Consider the following 513-nt stretch of genomic DNA (forward strand, 5'->3'; position numbering starts at 1 on the left):
CGCGAGGGCTTGTCCAGTGGGCATCGTTCCAGGGGCCGAAGGCGCGCGGCTCATGCACGTGCGCCTTCCATCGCTGACCGTTGCGGGGGCAGCCCAGGCCGGGGCGGATGTCCGTGGCGGACTGGCCCTTCCTGGTTCCCGTTTAACTGCGCGGCCGGAAGCGGCCGCGCGAGCACCAACGGGCGGGAGTATAGGGGCCTCGGCGGCCGCAGGCACGGTGCCGGGAGGATTCAGGAGGTTTCAGAACGATTCGGTCGGCCGCGGCGGTCGACACGGGGTGCGCTGCAGCGCGCTCTGGCACACGATCGCGCCCTTCGCGGGGAGCCGACGGCCACGCTCCGCAGGAAAAAAAACAGGGACCTCGCGGTCCCTGCCGTGCTCAGCGCGAAAGCGCGTCCGTCGTGGCGGCATCCAGCCGCCCCGTCACCGGCAGGCCCTTGTCCTTCTGGAACGCCCGCAGGCCGTTCGACGTCTTCGGGCCCATGCCGCCGTCCGGCGTGCCCACGTCGTAGC

The 513-nt window shown here is 71.5% G+C and carries 1 protein-coding gene; it reads right to left on the minus strand.

The window, feature by feature from the left end; translation table 11 throughout:
• Positions 1-379: 379 nt before the first annotated feature.
• A complete protein-coding gene (locus tag FJV41_RS57245; RefSeq protein WP_497812685.1) occupies positions 380-505 on the minus strand; it encodes a peptidoglycan-binding domain-containing protein in 126 nt (41 codons plus the stop codon).
• Between the last annotated feature and the right edge of the window lie 8 nt (positions 506-513).

Origin of the sequence: Myxococcus llanfairpwllgwyngyllgogerychwyrndrobwllllantysiliogogogochensis, from assembly GCF_006636215.1 — a bacterium.
GTDB classification, from domain to species: Bacteria; Myxococcota; Myxococcia; order Myxococcales; family Myxococcaceae; genus Myxococcus; species Myxococcus llanfairpwllgwyngyllgogerychwyrndrobwllllantysiliogogogochensis.